General features: G+C 72.9%; 13 protein-coding genes and 2 tRNA genes. 11 read left to right on the top strand and 4 right to left on the bottom strand.

Translation table 11 applies throughout. From position 1 onward, the window contains the following. The first annotated feature begins 103 nt into the window (after positions 1-103). The 4 genes from ACFWNV_RS05030 to ACFWNV_RS05015 all read left to right on the top strand — a co-directional run bounded on the left by ACFWNV_RS05030 (position 104) and on the right by ACFWNV_RS05015 (position 4,090). The gene (locus ACFWNV_RS05030; protein ID WP_383940626.1) at positions 104-1,687 is read left to right on the top strand and encodes an alkaline phosphatase family protein; all 1,584 of its coding nucleotides are present in this window, start codon (positions 104-106) and stop codon (positions 1,685-1,687) included. 190 nt (positions 1,688-1,877) lie between these two features. Then, complete coding sequence (locus ACFWNV_RS05025; protein ID WP_243337185.1) at positions 1,878-2,657, top strand: HAD-IIA family hydrolase; 780 nt, start codon at positions 1,878-1,880, stop codon at positions 2,655-2,657. Between the two features lie 92 nt (positions 2,658-2,749). Further along, positions 2,750-3,415, top strand: coding sequence for a hypothetical protein (locus ACFWNV_RS05020; protein WP_383940623.1), 666 nt, complete (start codon positions 2,750-2,752; stop codon positions 3,413-3,415). Positions 3,416-3,427: 12 nt separating this feature from the next. Further along, the gene (locus ACFWNV_RS05015) at positions 3,428-4,090 is read left to right on the top strand and encodes a class F sortase (RefSeq protein WP_383940619.1); all 663 of its coding nucleotides are present in this window, start codon (positions 3,428-3,430) and stop codon (positions 4,088-4,090) included. 103 nt (positions 4,091-4,193) lie between these two features. Here ACFWNV_RS05015 and ACFWNV_RS05010 read toward each other — a convergent pair. After that, positions 4,194-4,267, bottom strand: a tRNA-Lys gene (locus ACFWNV_RS05010). 248 nt (positions 4,268-4,515) lie between these two features. Here ACFWNV_RS05010 and ACFWNV_RS05005 point away from each other — a divergent pair. The 5 genes from ACFWNV_RS05005 to ACFWNV_RS04985 all read left to right on the top strand — a co-directional run bounded on the left by ACFWNV_RS05005 (position 4,516) and on the right by ACFWNV_RS04985 (position 12,064). Beyond that, a complete protein-coding gene (locus tag ACFWNV_RS05005) occupies positions 4,516-5,862 on the top strand; it encodes a peptidoglycan-binding protein (RefSeq protein ID WP_383940662.1) in 1,347 nt (448 codons plus the stop codon). Between the two features lie 1,061 nt (positions 5,863-6,923). Beyond that, a complete protein-coding gene (locus ACFWNV_RS05000; protein ID WP_383940616.1) occupies positions 6,924-9,278 on the top strand; it encodes an SPFH domain-containing protein in 2,355 nt (784 codons plus the stop codon). Between the two features lie 241 nt (positions 9,279-9,519). Next, a complete protein-coding gene (locus ACFWNV_RS04995) occupies positions 9,520-10,146 on the top strand; it encodes a lytic polysaccharide monooxygenase (protein ID WP_383940614.1) in 627 nt (208 codons plus the stop codon). Between the two features lie 58 nt (positions 10,147-10,204). Next, positions 10,205-11,881 (top strand): AMP-binding protein, encoded by a 1,677-nt coding sequence (locus ACFWNV_RS04990; protein WP_383940611.1) that lies wholly within the window; start codon positions 10,205-10,207, stop codon positions 11,879-11,881. A 109-nt stretch (positions 11,882-11,990) separates the two neighbouring features. Beyond that, positions 11,991-12,064, top strand: a tRNA-Lys gene (locus ACFWNV_RS04985). Positions 12,065-12,141: 77 nt separating this feature from the next. On the opposite strand, the gene ACFWNV_RS04980 is transcribed toward ACFWNV_RS04985, so the two are convergent. Beyond that, positions 12,142-12,900, bottom strand: a complete 759-nt coding sequence (locus tag ACFWNV_RS04980) for an IclR family transcriptional regulator (protein WP_383940608.1) — start codon at positions 12,898-12,900, stop codon at positions 12,142-12,144. A gap of 239 nt (positions 12,901-13,139) precedes the next feature. Here ACFWNV_RS04980 and ACFWNV_RS04975 point away from each other — a divergent pair, with 239 nt between their 5' ends. Then, a complete protein-coding gene (locus ACFWNV_RS04975; RefSeq protein ID WP_383940605.1) occupies positions 13,140-14,303 on the top strand; it encodes an LLM class flavin-dependent oxidoreductase in 1,164 nt (387 codons plus the stop codon). 18 nt (positions 14,304-14,321) lie between these two features. On the opposite strand, the gene ACFWNV_RS04970 is transcribed toward ACFWNV_RS04975, so the two are convergent. Both ACFWNV_RS04970 and ACFWNV_RS04965 read right to left on the bottom strand, forming a co-directional pair. Then, positions 14,322-14,729, bottom strand: coding sequence for an NADAR domain-containing protein (locus tag ACFWNV_RS04970; RefSeq protein ID WP_383940602.1), 408 nt, complete (start codon positions 14,727-14,729; stop codon positions 14,322-14,324). Positions 14,730-14,822: 93 nt separating this feature from the next. After that, the gene (locus ACFWNV_RS04965) at positions 14,823-15,104 is read right to left on the bottom strand and encodes a hypothetical protein (RefSeq protein WP_383940599.1); all 282 of its coding nucleotides are present in this window, start codon (positions 15,102-15,104) and stop codon (positions 14,823-14,825) included. A gap of 327 nt (positions 15,105-15,431) precedes the next feature. Here ACFWNV_RS04965 and ACFWNV_RS04960 point away from each other — a divergent pair, with 327 nt between their 5' ends. Then, positions 15,432-17,135: a glycosyl hydrolase family 18 protein gene (locus ACFWNV_RS04960; RefSeq protein WP_383940596.1), complete on the top strand. Its 1,704-nt coding sequence runs from the start codon at positions 15,432-15,434 to the stop codon at positions 17,133-17,135. Positions 17,136-17,183: the final 48 nt, after the last annotated feature.

The raw sequence follows: 17,183 nt of genomic DNA, 5'->3' as shown, positions 1-17,183 counted from the left end.
AACGGGTCTGGACCGAGCCTCGTCTTCGGTCCGGCCCCGCCGTACGCTCGCTCGCGTTGCCGCACGACCGTACGTCCGCACGACGGCATGCCCGTACGACCGCATGCCCCGTACGTCCCCTGCGCCTTCCCCACGATTACTCCCGGAGGAGTACGTGCCCACTGTCCTGTCCGGACGGACCCTCGCCGTGGCCGCCACCGCCACCGCCCTGCTCGCCACCGGTCTCGCGGCCCACGCCGCGACCGCCGACGAAACCGGCGCCGCTGCCGCCGCGAACAAGGTGCTGGTCATCGGCATCGACGGCGCGGTCCTGGACCGCATCAAGGCCGCCAACGCGCCCCACCTGAACGGCCTGATGGCCCAGGGCCTGACCGCCCGCAGCACCCTGTACGCGAACCCGATGGCCGCCACCTCCTCGGGTCCCGGCTGGTCCACGATCGCCACCGGCGTCTGGCCCGACAAGCACGGGGTGAAGGACAACTCCTTCACCGGCAAGAACTACACGGCCTACCCGGACTTCCTGACCCGCATCGAGAACGCCAACCCGGCGCTCAACACCTATGCGGCCGCCGACTGGGAGCCCATCACCTCCACCGACCAGAACGGCCCGATCTTCTCGGCCAAGGTCGACAAGCGCCTGAACCTCAAGGGCGACCGCGACGGTTACGGCAGCGAGGACCCGAAGATCGCCGCCGCGGCCTCCGCCGAGCTCCGCGACCAGAACCCCGACGCCGCCTTCGTCTACCTCGGCGAGATCGACCACGCGGGCCACTCCTCCGGCGCCGCGAGCCAGGAGTACCTGAACGCCATCGCCCGCGTCGACGTCCTCGTCGGCCAGCTCCTCAACGCCGTCCAGAGCCGCCCGACCTACGCCCAGGAGAACTGGAAGGTGCTGGTCACCACCGACCACGGCCACACCAACGCCGGCGGCCACGGCGGCTCCACCATCCAGGAGCGCGGCACCTTCGTCCTCGCCAAGGGCGCCGGAATCCCGGCCGGTTCGGTACGCGAAGACGTCAGGCTCGTCGACGTCGCGGCGACCGCGCTCGCCCAGGTCGGGGTCAACCCCGGCTCCGCGATCGACGGCATCGCGCTGGGCGCCCCCGACGACGGCGACGCCTTCGACACCCTGCGCCCCAGCCTCCAGGCGCGCGTCGACGAGACGGGCATTCCGGCCGGCACCAAGGGCTTCACGCACACCCCGCCGGCCGGCTGGTCGGTCGACAACTCCAAGATGGGCACCGGCGGTGTCACCGAGTGGGCCGGCTGGGCCTTCGCCACCGACGAGTTCTGGAGCCAGTCGCAGCGCGACCAGTGGCGCGAGCTGAACGTCCGCTCCCGTGACGTGTTCGCCGTCGCCGACTCCGACGAGTGGGACGACAAGAGCCACACCGGCTCCTACGACTCCACCCTGGCCACCCCCAAGTGGGCGGTCACCGGCGGCACCACGAAGAACCTGACCTTCCAGACGCACTACCGCCACGAGGCCGGCCAGACCGCCCAGGTCCTGGTCTCCTACAACGGCGCCGCCGCCTCGGTCGTCAAGAGCTACACCGCCGACGCCGTCGCCCGCTCCGAGTCGATCGCGCTCCAGGTCCCGGCCGGCGCCACCGACGTCCAGGTCCGCTTCCGCTACGCCGGCAGCAACAACTGGTACTGGACCGTGGACAACGTCAAGCTCGGCTGAGGCCCTTCTTCCGGCGGGTACGGGACCTTCGGCGGGAGCCCTCGACGGGCCTTCGCCGGAGCCCGTTCCGCCGTACGGTCCGGGCCGTGGACGCCCACCGCGTCCGCGGTCCGGCCCGGATAAGGTGGTAGAGACCAGAGGTCACAGACGTCACAGACGTCAGACGCCACCGAGAGCGGAGAACAGTCCAGTGGCAGAGCGCAAGCCGATCGAATCCTGGCTCACCGACATGGACGGGGTCCTCATCCACGAGGGCACCCCGATCCCCGGGGCCGACGCCTTCATCAACCGGCTGCGCGAGTCCGGCAAGCCTTTCCTCGTGCTGACGAACAACTCCATCTACACCCCGCGCGACCTCCAGGCCCGGCTGAGCCGGATGGGCCTGTCCGTCCCGGTGGAGAACATCTGGACTTCGGCCCTGGCCACCGCGAAGTTCCTCGACGACCAGCGTCCGGGCGGCACCGCGTACGTCATCGGCGAGGCCGGCCTGACCACCGCCCTGCACGACATCGGCTACGTCCTGACCGACCACGAGCCGGACTACGTGGTTCTGGGCGAGACCCGGACGTACAGCTTCGAGGCCATGACCAAGGCGGTCCGCCTGATCAACGCGGGCGCCCGCTTCATCTGCACCAACCCGGACGAGACCGGCCCCTCCACCGAGGGCCCGCTGCCCGCCACGGGCGCCGTCGCCGCGCTGATCACCAAGGCGACCGGCAAGCAGCCGTACTTCGCCGGCAAGCCCAACCCGCTGATGATGCGCACCGGCCTGAACGCCATCGGCGCGCACTCGCACAGCAGCGCGATGATCGGCGACCGGATGGACACCGACATCCTCGCCGGGCTGGAAGCGGGCATGCAGACCTTCCTGGTGCTGACCGGTCTGACCTCGGTCGAGGACACCGAGAAGTTCCCCTACCGGCCCACCCACACGTTCGACTCCATCGCCGATCTGGTCGATCTGGTTTAGGTCGTACGGCTGACACGTACGGGCCAAGCGGGCGCCGCTCCGGATGCGGAGCGGCGCGCCGCGCGTGAATCTCCTTGTTGAGGAGGTTCACCATGCGCAGTGATTTGATCGCTCTCCGTGTCACCGGGGTGGCCGTCGCCCTGACGGCCCTGTCCGCCGTGACCGCTCCCTTCGCCTTCGCGGGGGAGGATGACTGGAACCGGGAACGCGGCAGCGTCTCGGCCGACCCCAATCCGGCGGAGCCGGGGGCGCAGGTCAAACTGCGCGTCCGCGGCTGCGACGAGGACTGGGCCGTCGCCTCGTCCGTCGCCTTCGTCTCCGAGGTCCGCCTCTCCACCGGCCGCGACGACCGCCGCACCCTGTGGGGCGACGCGATGATCCGCTCCTGGGCCGAGCCCGGCCGCCACGACATCAAGATCAAGTGCGGTGGCCGCGGCGGCGAACGCGAGTGGGGCACGATCGAGGTCGAGCGCCGCCGGGAGCACCGGCCCGACCCCCACCACACACCCGTCTGGCCGGTCCACGCGGGCGGCGGCGGCATGTCCGAGGAGATCGCCGCGAAGTCGAAGGCGGCGGGCGCGGCGGAGGGCGCCGAGGCCGCGGACTCCGCGCAGCTCGCCGCGGCGGCGAAGAAGAGCCACACGGGCGACGGCCCGGGCCTGCCGCACACGGTGATCGGCGCCGTGCTCGCCGCCGCCGCCACCCTCGCGGTCGCCGGCCGGGCGCTGACCCTGCGCCGCCGCCGCAGCGGCGAGTGACCGGGTGATCGGATGAGCGCGGAGCAGCGGAGCTCCGGCGGGAACCGGCTGCTGACCTTCGCGGCCTGGTCGGTGCTGGTCCTCGGCCTGTGGCTGTGGGGCCGCGAGATCACCGGGGTGGCGATACCCCTGCCCGGCCAGGCCGGTGGACCGGCCGCCCCGGGCATGCCCGCGGCGCACACCCCGCTGGGGCCGGCGGCGCCCGCGCGGGTCGACGTACCGTCCCTCGGTGTGCAGGCCCCGGTGATCGTCCGGGACCTCGACGCGAAGGGGGCGATCGAACCGCCCCCGTACGAGAATCCGGGCACGGTCGGCTGGTGGCGCGGCGGCGCCCAGCCCGGCACGGCCGGGACAGCGCTGCTGGTCGGGCACGTGGACACGAAGTCGAAGCCGGCCGTGTTCTACGGCCTGAGCTCGGCGAAGAAGGGCGACAAGGTCCGGGTGGTGCGGGCCGACGGCTCGGTGGCGGAGTTCACGATCGAGGACGTACGGGTCCACGAGCGCGAGGGCTTCGACCCCGCCAAGGTGTACGGCCCCAGGGTCCGCGGCCGGGCCGAGCTGCGGCTGGTCACCTGCGGCGGGACCTACGACAAGGCGGCCAAGGAGTACTCGGCGAACGTGGTGGTGTCGGCGTACCTGACGGGCGTCGGAGTCCGCCCCGGAACGGCGGTGTGAACCGGCGGCCCGAACCGTCCTGAACCGGCGGCCCGAACCGCACACCCCGGAAGCACGAAGAAGCCCCACGCAGCTTTCACTGCGTGGGGCTTCTTTGCGTCTGTGCGCCGCCAGGGACTCGAACCCCGGACCCGCTGATTAAGAGTCAGCTGCTCTAACCAACTGAGCTAGCGGCGCTTGGTGACAGGGAAAACTCTACCCCACCGCTGCGGGTGCTCGTGACAAGCCGCGCGCGTTCTGTCCGATTAACCCATGTTTGGGGGTTTTGTCGTGCACGATATGTCTGGGCCAGGCCGAATCTGATGCCCCGCCAGATGCGGTCCCGGCCGACCGGCGACGAGCAGGGGAGTGGACGGAACCGCATGACGATGCAGCCTCCGACGCATGAGTACGAAGTGGCGTCGACGGCCGAGGCGCTGCCGCCGATGCCGCTGGCCTCCTTCGAGGAGTACGAACCCACCGGCGACTGCCCGTGCCAGGGCTGCGCCCAGCGCCGCCGCGCCCTCGCCCGTGCCCGGGCCATACCGCTGCGCGACGGCGGACACCCGGCCGCGCGCGGAGCCCGCCGGGTGCTGGTGCTGGCCACCGCCGCGGGGGTGGTCCTCGGCGGAGGGGGCGCATCCCTGGCAGCGGCGGCGACACCGGGCCCCGGCGGCCGGGTCGCCCTCGACGACCCGGGCACCCCGCAGGGCGGCCGGGCCCCGCTGCACGGGCCGAAGGGCACTCCCGCCAAGCCCGCCGGGGTGCCCGGAGCGCCCTCGGCGGTGCGGCGGACCGACCGGGCGACGATCATCAACCGGGCGAAGCTGTGGCTGGACGCGCAGGTCCCGTACAGCATGGAGCAGTACTGGTCGGACGGGTACCGGCAGGACTGCTCCGGCTTCGTCTCGATGGCCTGGAACCTCGGCACGAACGAGTGGACCGGCAGCCTCGACAAGTTCGCGACCCGGATCACGAAGGACGAGCTGCTCCCCGGAGACATGCTGCTCTTCCACAACCCGGCCGACCCCAACAAGGGCTCGCACGTCGTGCTCTTCGGCGGCTGGGTGGACGAGACGCGCACGCACTACGTCGCTTACGAGCAGACCCGGCCGATCACGCGGAAGCTGGCCACGCCGTACGGGTACTGGAGCAACGCGGTGAAGTACCTCCCGTACCGGTTCAACGGGGTGACGGGCGGAGTCCTGCCCGCGCCCCCGGCCACGGGCGAGCCGCCCGCACCGGGCGGCACGGGCGCCGTCTCGGCCACCTACCCCGGAGCGTCGAAGTTCGGGCCGGGCACGGACAACGCCTACGTCGCCCAGCTCGGCCGGATGCTGTCCGACCGCGGCGGGCTGCGCTTCTACCCGAAGGGCGTCGGCACGAAATGGTCCGACGCCGACCGGCTGGCGACCGCGGCCTTCCAGAGCGCCCAGGGCTGGACGGGCGCGGACGCCGACGGCCTCCCGGGCGCGCACACCTGGCGGCTGCTCGCCCAGCACCAGGGCAAGGACATCCCGCCCACCACGGGCGCCGCACCGGGCCCGGCGGGCAAGCCCGCCTACCCGGGGGCGTCCTTCTTCCGGCCGGGCGCGTCCCACCCGGCCATCACCGCCCTTGGCCGCCAGCTGGTGAAGAAGGGCTTCGGCACGTACTACACATCCGGTCCGGGCCCCCGCTGGGACGAGGCCGACCGCCGCGGCGTCGAGGCGTTCCAGCGCGCCCAGGGCTGGCGCGGCGCCCAGGCCGACGGCTACCCGGGCCCGGAAACCTGGCGCCGGCTGTTCGCATGACGGAGGCAACGATGTACCCCACGCGCACGACATCGACCACAGGCACCTTCCAGATCCCCCCGCACCCGACCCCCCGGCGGGCGACCCCGCCACAGCACCCCCTCGCTCCGCCGGAGCCGGGCGCAGCGGCGGAGCCGCAGCCCCGTGCGGAAGCCCACTCGGGCGAAGCCGGGGCGGCTGCACCGGCTGCACCGGCTGCACCGGCGGGAGCCGCTTGGGCGGACGCCGCTTTGGCGGGAGCCGCCCCGACGGCCGCCGCGCCGACCGGCGCTGCCCCGGCGGGGGCCGCACCGGCCGCTGCCGGGCCGACTGCCGCCGTGTCGGGCGAAGCCGCGCCGACCGCTGCCGTGCCGGGCGGAGCCGCACCGGCCGCCGTGGGTCCGGGCGGAGCGGGGGCCGACGCCGGCACCCCGGCCGGAGCCACGCCGGCAGCGGCCGGACCCCGGTGGGGCGTTCCGGAGCCGGCCGCGTCCGCGCCGGATGCCGCCGGGTGGGCCCGGGGCGGAGCCGCACGGGCGGGAGGCGTGCCGGGCGAAGCCGCCCCGGCAGCGGCCGGCCCCCGGTGGGGCGTTCCGGCCGGGCCGGGGCGGGCCGCGTCCGTGCCGGTCGCGCCCGGGGAGTCGGGCACCGAGCGGGGCTCGCACGTGCCGGGAGGCTCTGACCGGGCCACCTCCGCGCAGTCCGCGTCCGCTCCGGCCGCCGCCGGGTGGGCAGCGGCCGACGCCGAGCCCGGTACCGAGCGGGGCTCGCGCTCGGGCGCGCCCGACCGGGACGCGTATGCGTCTGCCGCAGCTGTGCAGGTTGCCGCAGGGCGGGCAGTGGCCGAGGTCGGTACCGAGCGGGGCTCACAGCTGTCGGGTGAGTACGACCGGGCCAGGTCGGTATCGGTTGCGACAGGGCGGGTTTTTGCCGGGGCTGACGCCGAGTTGGGCGCACGCCTGGCGGCCGCGCCCGACCGGGACGTGTCGGACCAAGCCGTGCCCGAGCGGGTCGGCTCCGAGCGGGCCATGTCCGACCGGGCCATGTCCGAGCCGGTCGTTGCCGGGTGGGGTGGGGGCTCCGTGGCTGTGCAGGGTGAGGGGGTGGCGGCCGTCTCGGTGTCTTCTGGGGCCGTCGCGTCCGAGGTGATCGGTTGGGCGCCGGGGGCCGAGTCCTCCGGGCCCGGCGCGGGCGTCCGCGGCGGGGACGGCGACGGGTCCGTCCTCGGGGCGGGGCAGGCTTCGGGCGGTGTGGCGCACGCGCCCGCCGCGCGCAGCGACGTACCGGCGGCGCGGGTCCAGGCCGAGCCGGGGGTCGACATTCCGCATCCCCAGGACGAGGCGGCTCACGCCGGTGCGGCCACGCTCCGGCTGCGCAGTCCCGAGGCCGAGAGCGCCCGGCCGCACCCGCAGGACGAGGCCTGGCCCCCGGCCGCCCCAGCCCCCGCGGGCGTGCCCCTCGCGACCGCGGCGGTGGTGCGGACTCCGTCCGGCGAGGGCTCGTACGCCGCCGCGGAGCACGCCCCGAAGCATGCGGGTCCGCCCGCCGCCTGGGACCTGCCCGGGCAGGGCGGCTCGTCCGCCGAGCACGGCCGCGCCCCGCAGCACGCGGTTCCGGGCCCCGCCCCGGAGGCCGGGTACGCGGACCCGTACCCCGTACGGGACCTGTCCGAGCCGGCCGACACGGCCGACAGGCGGGAGTTGACCTGGTCCGTGCCCGCTCCGGGCACCGCCGGTGACGCCGCCCCTGTAAGCGGCAGCCCCGTCGGCAACGGGCCCGTCGGCACCGGCCTCGTTGGCAACGGTCCCGCCGGCGACGGCCTCACAGGTGGCGACGGCCTCGCAGGAGGCGACGGCCTCGGACGGGAGACCGCGGACGGGCAACCCGGCACCGCCGACTTCGCGGACGCCGACCCCGCCACCGGCGGCACCGCCGACCTTGCGGACCCCAACGTCGCCACCGGCGCCACCGCGGACTTCGCGAACGCCGAACCCGCCACCGGCGGCACCGGCGACCTTGCGGACCTCAACGTCGCCACCGGCGGCACCGCCGCCCCCGCAGACGCCGCCCCCGCCACCGCCGCCGCCGCCGTCGGCACCGCCGACCCCGCCCCCGCCACCCCCGACCCCGCGCCCGGTCGTGGAGTCGTGCCCGGCCCCGGCATCGCCGACGGCGGTGACATCGCCGAGGTCGTCGCCCGGGCCGTGGCGCGGATCGCCGAGGACGACACGCAGGACCTGCCCCCCATCGCCCCGGCCCGTACCAGCCCGGCGCGCGGGCTCGCGGTGACGGAGGTGCCGGTGCACCTGCCGTTCCGCGGCGCCGCCCGCCCGCAGCCGAGCCGGCCGCAGTCGGGCCACCCGGGCCAGTCGAGTAACCCGGGTCAGTCGAGTAACCCGGGCCAGTCGGGCCAGTCGGGCCACCCGGGCCAGTCGGGCCACCCGGGCCACCCGGGCCACCCGGACCACCCCAACCACCCCGCCCAGTCGGAGACGCGCCCGCGGGCGAAGGCCCGCCCCGCCCCCGGGCGCCGCGTGCCCCGTGGTGACGACCGGCTCCATGAGCACCGGGGTCCCGTGCTGCCCGGCTGGGTCGCGGTGGCCGTCGGCGGGATCGCGCTCGCCGGCTGCGCCGTCGTGCTCTGGCGGGCCGGGGCCGTCCCGGATGCCCTCGCGCTGGCGTTCGGCGCGGAGCCCCGCCCGTACCGGGGGCTGCAGGCACGGTTCTGGCCCCCGCTCGCGTTCCTCGGGGTCGTCGCGCTCCTCGCGCTCGGCGGCCTCGGCCGCAGCCGAGCCGGTCACGCCTGGGTGCTGACCCTCTTCGGCCGCTACCGCGGCACCGTCCGCCGTACCGGCCTGACCTGGATCAGCCCCCTGCTGCTGCGCCGCCGGGTCGACGTCCGGCTGCGGCACTGGCGCAGCGACCCGATGCCGGCCGTGGATTCCGGCGGGCTCGCCCTCCAGGTCGTCGTCCAGGTGGTCTGGCAGGTCAAGGACACGGCCAGGGCGACCCTGGCCGTGGAGGACCATGTCGACTACCTCGCCGAGCAGGTGGAATCGGCCATGGCCCGGGTCCTGTCCCAGCTTCCCGCCGACGCGTTCCACGAGGACGCCCCGACCCTGCGCGATGCCGAAGCCGTCGGTGACGCGCTGACCCGGATGCTGGCGGCCGAGACGGAGGCGGTCGGCGTGGAGGTGTTCTCGGCGCAGCCCACCCGGATCGAGTACGCCCCGGAGGTCGCGGACGCCATGCGCCGGCGCCGGGTCGCGGCGATCGACGCGAAGCACCGGGACACCGTGCTGACCTCGGTGGTCGACGCGGTGGACGACACCGTCCACCGGCTCACCTCGCGCGGGATCGTGGAGCTCGACGACTACGAGCGCAAGGCCCTCGTGAAGGACCTGACCGTCGCCTTCTATACGGGCCGCGCCGAGTAGCCCCTACGGGCGCGAGCGGCCAACGCGGGCCGACAGGAGAACGGGTGGAATCCGGGTGGTCCGGACCACCCGTTCTTCCGTTGGTCTGGACATGGCCAACTCCCGTCAATACTGTGGAACTTGGTCTAGACCTACACCAGAGCTCGTGAACGGGCCGTGCCGCCGAAACCGGTACGGCCCATCCCCACGCGTGCGCACGCTCTCTCCGGACTTCCCCCCACGTTCAAGGAGCATCAGCATCATGCGTTCCTTCCGCATGCCCAGAACCAAGCGGGCCGCCGCCACGGCCACCGCCACCACCGTCGGCCTCGGAGTCGTCGCCGCCCTCGCGCTCGTCACGGCCCCCACGGCCAGCAGCCACGGGTACACCGACACCCCGATCAGCCGCCAGAAGCTCTGTGCCAACAAGACCGTGTCCGACTGCGGCCCCATCCAGTGGGAGCCGCAGAGCGTGGAGGGCCTCAAGGGCTTCCCCGCGGCCGGTCCCGCCGACGGCAAGATATGTGCGGGCAACCACTCGGAGTTCGCGCAGCTCGACGACCCGCGCGGCGGCGCCTGGCCGGCCACCCCGGTGACCAGCGGGCAGAGCTACAGCTTCCGCTGGCAGTTCACCGCGAACCACTCCACCACCGACTTCCGCTACTACGTCACGAAGAACGGCTGGGACTCCACCAAGCCCCTCACCCGCGCCGCGCTCGACCCGCAGCCGTTCCTCACGGTCGCCTACAACGGCGCCCGTCCCGCCACGACCACCGTCCACCAGGGCACCATGCCGAGCGGCAAGACCGGCCGGCACATGATCCTCGCCGTGTGGACCGTCAACGACACCCCGATGGCCTTCTACTCCTGCTCCGACGTCCAGTTCTGATCACCACGGCCCGCCGCGGCGTTCAATTCTGACGGAACGTCAGCTATTCTCCGGCGGCATGCGGCCAACGAGGACACCCGAAACCGTCGCGGAGCTCATCGCGAGCCAATGGGGCGACCACCGGCCCGGGCTGAAGTACGCCGACGGCGTGCTCAGCCACCACCGGACCGCCCGGGAGGCCGCGGCGCGCGCCGCGCTCCTCGTCGACCTGCTGCCGCCGGGGGCGGAGCCGCACATCGGGGTGCTGCTCGACAACACCCCCGAGTTCCCGTTCTGGCTCGGCGCGGCGGCCCTCGCCGGGGCCGCCGTCGCCGGGATCAACCCCACCCGGCGCGGTCCCGAGCTGGCCCGCGACATCCTGCACACCGACTGCCGGATCCTGGTGACCGAGCGGACCCACCTGCCGCTCCTGCGCGGGCTCGACCTGCCCGGCGTACGCCTGCTCGTGACGGACACGGACGAGTACGAGGCCCTGCTCGCCCCGTACGCGGGCGCGAAGCCCGGCGACGCGACGCTGGGCCCCGGCCCGACCCCGGCCTCCCGCCTCCTCCTCTACTTCACCTCGGGCTCCACCGGAGCCCCGAAGGCCGCCATCTGCACCCAGGGCCGGCTGGCCGGCGCCGGCGCTTCGCTGGCACGTCACTTTTCGGTCACCCCGGACGACGTCCACTACATCTGCATGCCCCTCTTCCACGGCAACGCCGTCATCGCCGACTGGCTCCCCGCCCTCGCGGGCGGGGCCGCCGTGGCCCTGCGCCGCCGCTTCTCGGCCTCCGCGTTCCTGGACGACGTACGGGCTTACGAGGCGACGTACTTCACCTACGTAGGACGGGCGGTGCAGTACCTCCTCGCCACCCCGCCCCGCCCCGACGACCGCGCGCACACCCTGCGCCTCGGCTTCGGCACGGAGGCGGGCGCCGTCGACGCGGCCCGCTTCGCCGAGCGCTTCGGGGTCCGCCTCGTCGAGGGCTACGGGGCCACCGAGGGCGGAGCCTCCGTCCAGCGCACCCCCGACACCCCACCGGGCGCCCTGGGCCGGGCCGGCGCGGGCGACGACCTGGCCGTCATCGACCCGGAGACGGGACGCGAATGCCCGCCCGCCGAGCTCGACGCCCGGGGCCGGCTCCTGAACGGCTCCGAGGCCATCGGCGAGCTGGTCAACAAGGGCCGCAGCCTCTTCGAGGGCTACTGGCGCAACCCCGACGCGGAGGCCGCCCGCACCCGCGACGGCTGGTACTGGACCGGGGACCTCTTCTTCCGCGACCCCGACGGCTTCCTCTACTTCGCCGGCCGCACCGACGACCGGCTGCGCGTCGACAGCGAGAACCTGGCCGCCGCGGTGATCGAGAACATCCTGGCCCGCTGGACGCGGGCGGCCGCGGTCGCCGTGTACGCGGTACCGGACGAGGTGGCGGGCGACCAGGTCATGGCCGCCGTGGCCCTGCGCGACGGGGCCGTCTTCTCCCCGCAGGGGTTCGCGTCCTTCCTCGCCGCCCAGCCCGACCTCGGCACGAAGATGGCCCCGCGCTACATACGGGTCGTCGGCGCCATGCCCACCACGGCGACCAACAAGGTCCACCGGGTCTCCCTGCGCGGCGAGGCCTTCCGGACCACCGACCCGGTCTGGTGGCGGCCGCGCGGCGAGGACGCGTACCGGAGGCTGGAGGCGGAGGACCTGACCGGGCTCCTGGCGGCCTACGAGGCCCAGGGGCGAGCCGATCTGCTGGGCCGCTGAGGACGTCGCCGAGGGCGTCGCGGAGAGGGCTGCGGAGGGCCGCGGAGGGCCGCTCCGTAAGCGGTTTTGAGCACTCCTGGGGAGCAGGTAGTATTTTCTCTGTCAGCAGGCGCCGCTAGCTCAGTTGGTTAGAGCAGCTGACTCTTAATCAGCGGGTCCGGGGTTCGAGTCCCTGGCGGCGCACCTGTCCTTCGGGCGGTTTCCGGTTCACCGGGAACCGCCCGAAGTGTTTTCCGGGCCCCCTCGCAGAGGGTCAGACCTCAGAGGGTCAGCGACAGCAGCAGTGGCGCGGCCTTGCGGTTCAGTACGTCGGCCGCGGCCCGAAGCCGGTGGGCGTGCTCCACGGGCAGGGACAGCGCGAGGCAGCCCACCGAGGCGCCCGCGGTGATCGGGACGGCCGCGCAGACGGTTCCGACGGCGTATTCCTGCAGGTCGAGCGTGGGCACCGTGGCCGGCTGGCTGTCCAGCTTCGAGAAGAGGATCCGCTCGTTCACGATGGTCTTCGACGTCAGCCGGGCGATCTTGTGCCGGGAGATGTGGTCGCGCCGTCCGTCGAGGTCGAGCTGGGTCAGCAGGCACTTGCCGACCGCGCTGGCGTGCGCCGCGGACCGGAAGTCGACCCACTCGTGGACCTTGGGGGTACGCGGGCTGTCCGCGAACTGGGTGATCCGGACCTCGCCGTCCACGTACCGGCTGATGTAGACCGCGGCGCCGACGGAGTCCCGGAGCCGGTCCAGGGTGTCCTGGAGCTTGTCCTGCAGCGCCTGCTGGCGGTCGACGCCGGATCCGAGCAGGACGAGCGAGTCCCCGATGGCGTAGGCGCCGTCGGACACCTGCAGTACGTATCCCTCCCGGCGCAGCATGAGGAGCATGGGGGCGAGATGGACCGCGGGCAGGCCGGTCTCACGCGCGATCTGTACGTCGGTCACGCCGCCGGTATGGCGGGCGACCGTTTCGAGTACGCGCAGGGCGTACTGCACCGAGTGGAACGGCGCGGTCGGCTCGGGCTTCAGCGCCACGGTTTCCCCCTAGCAGGTTGTTACCGCTTGCTCTCACACGATAGCCACCAAGAGGCCCGTGTGGAGCGCCTGTTGATGAGATTGATGGCTCAATCACATCGGTCTGCCTGGATCTACTCCTCTGGCATATGCCAAGGTCATGGGTGGTGTCCGAGAGTGCCGGGAATGCCCGGACCGGCCGCGCGGTTCGAGTTCTTCGTACGGACGAGGACGGACGGGCGAGCGGAGCGGGAGAGACGATGAGTGAGCTCAGTGGCGCGGGGGACCCGGGACAGCCGCAGGGGATCGGCGGTTCCCCCTCGGGAAGCGGCGACGGCGGCGACGGAACCGGAACAGGTGACGCAATCCGCGGGACCGCCCTCGGCCGGGCGCCGGTGCCGCTCTCGGTGCTCGACCTCGTCACCGTCGGCGCGGGCAGCACCGCCCACGCCTCCCTGCGCACCAGCGTCGACATCGCCCGGCTCGCCGAGTCCCGCGGCTACCACCGGCACTGGGTCGCCGAACACCACTCCATGCCCGGGGTCGCCAGCTCCTCCCCGGCCGTGATCCTGGCCCACCTGGCCGCCCACACCTCCCGGATCCGGCTCGGCTCCGGCGGGGTCATGCTGCCCAACCACGCCCCGCTCGCCATCGCCGAGCAGTTCGGCACCCTGGAGGCCCTGGCCCCGGCCCGGATCGACCTCGGCCTCGGCAGGGCACCCGGCACCGACGGGCAGACGGCCGCCGCGCTGCGCGGGCCCGGGCGCCGGGACGAGGCCGTGGACGAGTTCCCCCGGCAGCTCGCGGAGCTGATCCGCTTCCTCGACGACGACTTCCCCGACGGACACCCGTACGCCCGCGTGCACGCCGTGCCGGGCCCCGTACAGGGCCCCGCCGGACGGCCGCCCATCTGGCTGCTCGGCTCCTCCGGCTTCAGCGCCCGCCTCGCCGGCGGACTCGGGCTGCCCTTCGCCTACGCGCACCACTTCTCCCCGGCCGGAACCCTGCCCGCCCTCGACCTCTACCGGCAGTCCTTCCGCCCCTCGGCCGTCCTGGACGCCCCGTACGCCGTCATCGGAGTCGCGGCCCTCGCCGCCGACACCGCCGCGGAGGCCCGCGCACAGGTACTGACCGGCGCCCTGTCGATGCTCCGGCTGCGCAGCGGACGCCCCGGCCTGGTCCCGACCCCGGAGGAGGCGGCGGCGTACCCGTACACCCCGCTGGAGCGGGAGTTCGTCGACGACCGCCTCGCGAGCGTGGTCCACGGCACCCCCGACGAGGTCACCGCGGGCCTGGACGCCCTCGCGAAGCTGACCGGCGCGGACGAGTTGATGCTGACGGCCAACGCCCACTCCGGCGAGTCCCGCCTCCACTCGTACACCCTCATCGCAGACGCGTACGGCATGCCGGTCCTCGGCGCCTGACCGGCCCGGGATCCCCGCTCACAGCCCGGGGATCCCGGCCCGCCGCAGATGCAGCTCGGCCCGGACCAGCTCGAGCAGCCGCCCGGTCCAGTTGCGGCCCCGGCCGGCGTCGTCGCCCCAGAACGCCGAGTCCGAATCCTCGTACAGCAGATGGGCATCGCCCGTTGCCAGCAGGATCTCGGCCAGCTCGGGATACCGGTCGTACTTGGCGCGCAGCAGGCCGGCCATGACGGCGGTCCGGGCATGCTCCCAGCCCTCGCGGTCCCGCACCACGTCCACGAGATTGCCCGGCGAGCTCCATATCCGAGCGAGCGACAGCGTCCAATAGGCGTCGGCGACCGAGAGGTAGGCGATCTCGCGGACCGCGACCGGGGTCGGGTAGTCGTTGCGCAGGCCGTGCAGGCCGTGCAGGCCGGGATCGGCCATGGGCTCGCTCAGGAACACCTGGCGGAGGCGGACCGCCGGAGCGCGTGAGGCCTCCGGTCCGTCGGCCGGGACGCGCGCCTCCTGCCGCGCCTTTCATCGGGCCCGATTCTCGAAGTACGCGAGGGCTCGGTCGTACGTCTCCTGCGTGACCGGCGGGTCGATCGGCAGGTAGGTCAGGCCGCCGGGCCCTGCCACGAGGACCCGCAGCGGCCAGTCCTTGTTGTCCATGTCGCCCAGGAGGCCGCGGCGCTCCGAGAGCGGGACGGCCAGGAACGCGGCCCGGGCAGCGGACCGGTTCTCCTCGGTCCGGTCGGCGAGGGAGGCCTCGACGGCGGCCAGGCAGCGGTCGGTCGGGGTGATCCGGTTGCCGGTCATCCCGTGATTCTGCCGCCGAGGCGGGCCCGCCGGGAAGGGTTTACGGATGCGCACCAGCCCCTAGCGCCTCACACACGCCGACATCCGGAGTTTGGCTGGTTTGTTGCTGAAACCTTGCCGGAGGGTGAATGAAGTCAGGCTTAAATCGCTCGTCACCGTGGGTGGCGGGGGATTTTTGGTGGGGTGTCAGGTCGCTGACGTGGGCTTCTGGGTGGTGAGTGGTCTAGTCCTTCTTTGGTCCAAACCATTGACTCGGGACCGGAGTGATCGCTATCACTATCCCCACCTGAAGTCTTGCCTTCCCCTCCCACTCCCCGGAGGCAGTTCATGCACATCCGTAAATCCCTCATCGCGGCCGCCGCCACGGCCGCGCTGGCCGGCGGCACGCTGGCCGCCTTCGCGGGACTCACCACCGCCTCGGCCGCCGAGGCCGGGACCACCGCGACGGCCGGCAACGTCAAGATCGCCTACTACGACCAGTGGTCGGTGTACGGGAACGCCTTCTATCCCAAGCACCTCGACACCCGTGGCATAGCGAGCAAGTTGGACGTCATCAACTACTCGTTCGGCAACATCCACCCCACCAACCTCACCTGTTTCGAGGCGAACAAGGCGGCGGGTGACGACAACAACCCCAACGCCGGTGACGGTGCGGGCGACTCGTACGCCGACTACCAGAAGTCCTTCAGCGCGGCCGACAGCGTCAGCGGCGTCGCGGACAAGTGGGACCAGCCGATCGTCGGCGTGTTCAACCAGTTCAAGCAGCTCAAGGCGAAGTACCCGAACCTGAAGATCAACATCTCGCTCGGTGGCTGGACCTACTCGAAGTACTTCAGCGACGCGGCCAAGACCGACGCTTCCCGCAAGAAGCTCGTCACGTCCTGCATCGACCAGTACATCAAGGGCAACCTGCCCGTCGAGGGCGGCTACGGCGGCGCGGGCAGCGCGGCCGGCATCTTCGACGGCATCGACATCGACTGGGAGTACCCGGGCTCGTCCGGTGGCCACCTCGGCAACCACTACGCCCCCGAGGACAAGCAGAACTTCACGCTCCTGCTCAAGGAGTTCCGCAGCCAGCTCGACGCCTACGGTGCGGCCAACGGCGGCAAGAAGTACCTGCTGACCTCGGCCCTCCCGGCCGGCCAGGACAAGATCAAGTACATCGAGACGGACAAGATCGGCGCGTACCTCGACTACGCGAACATCATGACGTACGACATGCACGGCGCTTGGGACTCGGACGGCCCGACGTACCACCAGTCCCCGCTGCTGCCCTCGTCGTCCGACCCGACCGACGTGATCGCCCCGGGCACCGAGAAGTACAGCGTCAAGAACGCCATCGACTCCTGGATCGACGGCAACGCCGCCTACGGCATCACCGGCGGCTTCCCGGCCAACAAGCTGGTCCTGGGCTACGAGTTCTACTACCGCGGCTGGAAGGGCGTGCAGCCCGGTACCACCAACGGTCTCGCCCAGCCCGCCACCCTGGCCTCCGCCGCCCGTCCGACCAGCCAGCAGGCCGGCATCGCGCTCTACAAGGAGCTCGGCGGCATCGTCGACAACCCGGCGACCACCTTCTGGGACGACCAGGCCAAGGCCTCGTACTTCTACAAGGACGGCGAGTTCTTCACCGGCCTCAACCAGAAGTCCATCCAGGCCCGTGTCGACTACGGCAAGCAGCGCGGCCTGGCCGGCGCGATGATGTACTCCCTGCTCGGCCTGGACGCCAACGCGACCCTGCTGAACCAGATCTCGGACTCCCTCGGCGGCACCACCCAGCCGCCGACCACCCCGCCGACCACGCCTCCCACCACCCCGCCCACGACGCCTCCCACCACCCCGCCGACCACGCCTCCGACGACGCCGCCCGCGGGCTGCACCGCTCCGGCCTACGTCGCGGGCACCGTCTACAACGGTGGCAACGAGGTCTCGTACAACGGCCGCAAGTACAAGGCCCAGTGGTGGACGCAGAACGAGGTGCCCGGCACCACCGGTGAATGGGGTGTCTGGAAGGACCTCGGCGCCTGCTGATTCCCCCCACCCCGCGCCGAGCGCCGGCAGCCCCCGCACTCCCCTCCC

The organism is Streptomyces sp. NPDC058401, from assembly GCF_042722885.1.
GTDB lineage: Bacteria > Actinomycetota > Actinomycetes > Streptomycetales > Streptomycetaceae > Streptomyces.
The sequence above is the reverse complement of the archived record's forward strand: the minus strand, read 5'-3'. Positions and strand labels throughout refer to the sequence as shown.

What these genes read in the sequence shown, in the direction of transcription:
- ACFWNV_RS05030 (WP_383940626.1), top strand. Translation starts at nt 104, where the DNA reads ATGCCCCGTACGTCCCCTGCGCCTTCCCCACGATTACTCCCGGAGGAG.
- ACFWNV_RS05020 (WP_383940623.1), top strand. Translation starts at nt 2,750, where the DNA reads ATGCGCAGTGATTTGATCGCTCTCCGTGTCACCGGGGTGGCCGTCGCC.
- ACFWNV_RS05015 (WP_383940619.1), top strand. Translation starts at nt 3,428, where the DNA reads ATGAGCGCGGAGCAGCGGAGCTCCGGCGGGAACCGGCTGCTGACCTTC.
- ACFWNV_RS05005 (WP_383940662.1), top strand. Translation starts at nt 4,516, where the DNA reads ATGCCGCTGGCCTCCTTCGAGGAGTACGAACCCACCGGCGACTGCCCG.
- ACFWNV_RS04995 (WP_383940614.1), top strand. Translation starts at nt 9,520, where the DNA reads ATGCGTTCCTTCCGCATGCCCAGAACCAAGCGGGCCGCCGCCACGGCC.
- ACFWNV_RS04990 (WP_383940611.1), top strand. Translation starts at nt 10,205, where the DNA reads ATGCGGCCAACGAGGACACCCGAAACCGTCGCGGAGCTCATCGCGAGC.
- ACFWNV_RS04975 (WP_383940605.1), top strand. Translation starts at nt 13,140, where the DNA reads ATGAGTGAGCTCAGTGGCGCGGGGGACCCGGGACAGCCGCAGGGGATC.
- ACFWNV_RS04970 (WP_383940602.1), bottom strand. Translation starts at nt 14,729, where the DNA reads ATGGCCGATCCCGGCCTGCACGGCCTGCACGGCCTGCGCAACGACTAC.
- ACFWNV_RS04965 (WP_383940599.1), bottom strand. Translation starts at nt 15,104, where the DNA reads ATGACCGGCAACCGGATCACCCCGACCGACCGCTGCCTGGCCGCCGTC.
- ACFWNV_RS04960 (WP_383940596.1), top strand. Translation starts at nt 15,432, where the DNA reads ATGCACATCCGTAAATCCCTCATCGCGGCCGCCGCCACGGCCGCGCTG.